Origin of the sequence: Henriciella sp. (assembly GCF_049649345.1) — a bacterium.
Lineage (GTDB): Bacteria > Pseudomonadota > Alphaproteobacteria > Caulobacterales > Hyphomonadaceae > Henriciella.
The window spans coordinates 1-4,113 of record NZ_JBARZC010000104.1 but is presented as its reverse complement, the minus strand read 5'-3'; the positions used below and the strand labels follow the sequence as shown (position 1 = coordinate 4,113).

The 4,113-nt window shown below is 62.0% G+C and carries 3 protein-coding genes and 1 pseudogene; all 4 read left to right on the top strand.

Annotated features, from left to right (window positions below):
* Window positions 1–1,069: PDZ domain-containing protein (locus tag WA989_RS02630; protein WP_424338971.1), on the top strand; the 1,069-nt coding region annotated here is incomplete at its 5' end.
* A 20-nt stretch (window positions 1,070–1,089) separates the two neighbouring features.
* Window positions 1,090–1,764 (top strand): response regulator transcription factor, encoded by a 675-nt coding sequence (locus tag WA989_RS02625; RefSeq protein ID WP_424338972.1) that lies wholly within the window; start codon window positions 1,090–1,092, stop codon window positions 1,762–1,764.
* Entirely contained in the window at window positions 1,761–3,164 is a 1,404-nt protein-coding gene (locus tag WA989_RS02620; protein ID WP_424338970.1) for a sensor histidine kinase, read from the top strand. Before WA989_RS02625 ends, WA989_RS02620 begins: the two co-directional genes overlap by 4 nt.
* A gap of 10 nt (window positions 3,165–3,174) precedes the next feature.
* Window positions 3,175–4,113 (top strand): annotated as a pseudogene (locus WA989_RS02615) (glutamine-synthetase adenylyltransferase); the annotation flags it as partial.

The window sequence follows — 4,113 nt, the reverse complement described above, 5'->3', positions numbered from 1 at the left end:
GGTCGGCACCGATCCGCAGACCGATCTGGCCGTTATCAAGGTCGTCCAACCAGGCCCATATCCTTATGTCGAGTTTGAGACCGGCACCGAGCTGCGGCGCGGCGACTGGGTCGTTGCGCTCGGCAATCCGTTCGGCCTCGGCGGGACGGCAACGGCTGGCATCCTGTCTGCCGATGGCCGCGAGCTTGGCGGCGACAGCCCCTATACCGACTTCCTGCAGATCGATGCTGCCATCAACCGCGGGAATTCCGGCGGCCCGACCTTCGATCTTGAAGGCCGCGTGATCGGCGTGAACACAGCAATTTTCTCGCCCACGGGCGGCTCTGTCGGTATCGGCTTTGCCATCCCGGCAGAACTCGCGGTCGATGTGACCGATGCGCTGATCCGGGACGGCAAGGTCTCTCGCGGCTGGCTGGGTGTCACCATCCAGGACGTCACAGAAGACATGGCTGAGGCCCAGGGTCTCAGCGAAGCGCGCGGCGCCATTATTGCTGACGTGAATGATCTCAGCCCGGCCAAGAAAGCCGGCCTGCAACGCGGCGACGTGATCCTGTCGGTCAACGGCAAGAGCGCGACAGACGCAACATCAGTGACCCGGATGGTCGGCGATCTGCTTGCCGGATCGACCAACGACTTCCGCGTGCTCCGGAATGGCGAGCCGACGACTGTTGAGGTAACGGTCGGCGAACGCCCGGTTGATCCGAATGCGATCGCTCCGAACGCGAACACCGCCCCTGAGTCCGACAATTCCGAAGCCGAAGAAGGCCCGCTCGGCGTTAGCCTTCTGCCGCTCGACGATGCGGCGCGGGCGAGCATGGATCTGGAAAGCGATGAAGCCGGACTTGTGATCGGCGATCTCGACTCTGACAGTCCGCTGCGCGAAATCGGCGTGCGCCCCGGCATGGCAATCCTGTCTGCCGGCGGGCAACCTCTCAATTCGGTGGACGATCTCGAAACCGCAATTTCGGACGTGAAGGCCAAAGGCCGCGACAAGCTTCTTCTCGCGGTACGCAACGGTCAGCGCACGATGTTCGTGACAACCGATATCGCTGATTCCGGCGAAGACTGATCAGTAGAGGAGAGCCCATGATGCGGGTCCTGGTAATCGAAGATGATCGCGAGCACGCGAGTTTCATCAACAAGGTTTTGTCAGAAGCCGGTCATGAGGTTCAGACCGCCTATGATGGCGCAGACGGTCTCGCTCAGGCGCGCGACGGTGAGTTCGACGCCATGGTCGTCGACCGCATGCTGCCCGAGAAAGACGGTCTGAAACTGGTCGAGGAATATCGAACCGGCGGCGGCCAGACCCCGGCGCTCTTCCTGTCGGCCCTGTCCGATGTGGACAATCGGGTCGAAGGCCTGAAGGTTGGCGCGGACGATTACCTCGCCAAGCCTTTCGCGCCTGCAGAGCTTGCGGCCCGGGTCGAAGCGCTCGGCCGGCGCCAGGTCAAGGACGAGCCGCCGGTCACGAAGCTGAAAGTCGGCGATCTCGAAATGGACCTGCTCGAACGCAAGGTCTGGCGGGCCGGCCAGAAGATCGAGCTGCAGCCGCGCGAGTTCCGCCTGCTGGAATTTCTGATGCGGCACGCTGGCCAGGTGGTCACGCGAACCATGTTGCTCGAAAAGGTCTGGGACTATCATTTCGACCCCCAGACCAATGTGATCGACGTGCATATTTCACGTCTTCGCGCGAAAATAGATAAAGATTTTGACGAACCCCTACTTCAAACGGTGCGCGGCGCGGGTTACTGCCTACAGGCATGAAATCTGGCCCCTTTGCGTTTGTCCGGACGACAACCTTCCGGCTGGCGCTCGTTTACTCAGTCCTTTTCGGACTGTTCTCATTCCTGCTGCTCGCCTATTTGTTTCAGGCGACGGTCGGCTCTCTGCGCGCAGAGGCCGACCAGCGGCTGGATGCGGAGATGCGCGCCCTGGGGCTCGCCTATAATGCCGGCGGGCTTGAACGCCTCGAACAATCGGTGATTGAGAGGGCACTCGTTCCGGGTGCCCCTTTTCGTTATCAGCTGGAAACGCCGGAGGGTGAACGCATCATCGGCGATTTTCCGTACCTGCCTGTCTCGCCGCCTGAGGCCGTCGGCGAGGTCAGCCTGGTCAGCCTGTCGATTGAAATGCCGCGCGGCGATGGCTCGCCAGTCGTGACCGAGGCGGAAGGGCGTATTGTCCGTCTCGCCAATGGCAATGTTCTGCTCGTCGCCATCGAAACCGGTGAACGCGGCCGGATCGTGCGGCGGATTACCCAGGCTGTGACGACAGCGGCGCCGATCGGCATCCTGCTTGCCCTGATTGGCGGGGTGTTCATCTCGCGCTATGCGGCGCGGCGCGCCGAGCAGCTTACGCGAACAACAGAGGCTATTGTGGCCGGCAACCTCTCCATCCGCGCGCCTGTCAGCGGTTCGGGCGACGAGTTCGACCGGCTCGCCCAGCATCTGAATACAATGCTTGAACGGCTTGAACGGCTCGTGGCGACGACACGCCATTCTGGCGATGCCATCGCGCACGATCTGCGTTCGCCCTTGTCACGATTGCGCAACCGCCTTGAAGCGTCGCTCCTTTCCACGATGAACGAAGAGACTGCGCGCGAGACGCTGGAGGACACCGTCCTCGAAGTTGACCGTGTCCTGCAGACCTTCAATGCTATTCTTCGCCTCTCGCGCCTCGATGCCGGGGCGGAGGGCCGCATGTTGAAGTTCGACCTGTTCGAACTCCTGTCAGAACTTGCCGAACTCTACGAGCCGGCCTGCGAGGATTCAGGCCTTCATTTTTCGAGCGATATATCGACCGGTATCGTCGTCCTTGGCGACCGGGAGTTGATCGCGCAAGCGGTATCGAACCTTCTCGACAATGCCGTTAAATACACGCCCGAGGGCGGCCACATTCGGTTCAGCGCGCGTCGGTCTCAAGGCAATATCGAGATTGTGGTCGCTGACGACGGCCCGGGTATTCCCGAGCATCAGCGCGACCATGCCAAGGAACGCTTCTTCCGGCTCGATAGTGCGCGGACACAGCCTGGATCAGGTCTGGGTCTGGCGCTCGCCGATGCCGTCGCCGAGCTTCACAAGGGCCATCTCGACTTGTTGTGGACCGAGCCGCCGCTAAATCCGCGCGGCCTGAAAGCGGTTCTCTCCCTGCCGCGCGATCGCTAAGGTCGCCGGCATGACGATCAGACCGCTCGCTAAGACGCCGCATGACGCGTTCCTGAAGGGCGCGGACATCGCACCTTATCTCGCCCGCGCCGCCCGCCGCTCACCTGATGCCATGCACCGCCTGGAGGCCAATGGCGGTGAAGCCCTGCTGGGCCACGCACTCGACGAGGCCCGCGCAGCAGGGCGCTTGTCCGATATGGATGAGGCGATGGCGCGGCTGCGCGCGGCGAAGCTTGCCAATCACATCGGCGTCGCTGCAATGGACCTCTCAGGCGCGGGTGATGTCATGGACCTGACAGGCCACCTGACGGCATTTGCCGATGCGGCGCTTGAGGCGGCGCTCCAACTTGCGCTGGGCAAGCGGGGCCTCAAGCCAAACGGTCTGTTTGCCATCGCGCTCGGCAAGATGGGCGCCTTCGAGCTTAATTATTCCTCCGATATCGATATCGCGGTCTTTTACGACCCGGACATCTTTGATGGCGGTGAGAAAACCGCAGGCGATGCCGCCAGCCGCGTCGTGCGCGATGCAATGCGCATCCTCGAAGATGTGACGGGCGATGGGTACGTGTTCCGGACCGATCTTCGCTTGCGGCCTGATCCGAGTTCGACGCCGCCGGCCGTCTCCACGCACATGGCCTCGATCTATTATGAAAGCGTCGGCCAGAACTGGGAACGCATGGTCTGGATCAAGGCGCGGCCTTGCGCCGGCGACAAGGGGGCGGCTGAGAAGTTCCTGAAAACCATAGAGCCTTTCATCTGGCGCCGTCACATGGACTATTGGGCGATTGCCGACGTGCAGGCGATCAAGCGGATGATCAATGCCAAGGTAGGCACGAGTGATCTCGATGACATCGCCCCTGATGTGAAACTCGGACCAGGCGGCATTCGCGAGATCGAGTTCTTCGTACAGACCCAGCAGATCATCATGGGCGGGCGCGACGAGATCCTG

What these genes read in the sequence shown, in the direction of transcription:
- WA989_RS02625 (WP_424338972.1), top strand. Translation starts at nt 1,090, where the DNA reads ATGCGGGTCCTGGTAATCGAAGATGATCGCGAGCACGCGAGTTTCATC.
- WA989_RS02620 (WP_424338970.1), top strand. Translation starts at nt 1,761, where the DNA reads ATGAAATCTGGCCCCTTTGCGTTTGTCCGGACGACAACCTTCCGGCTG.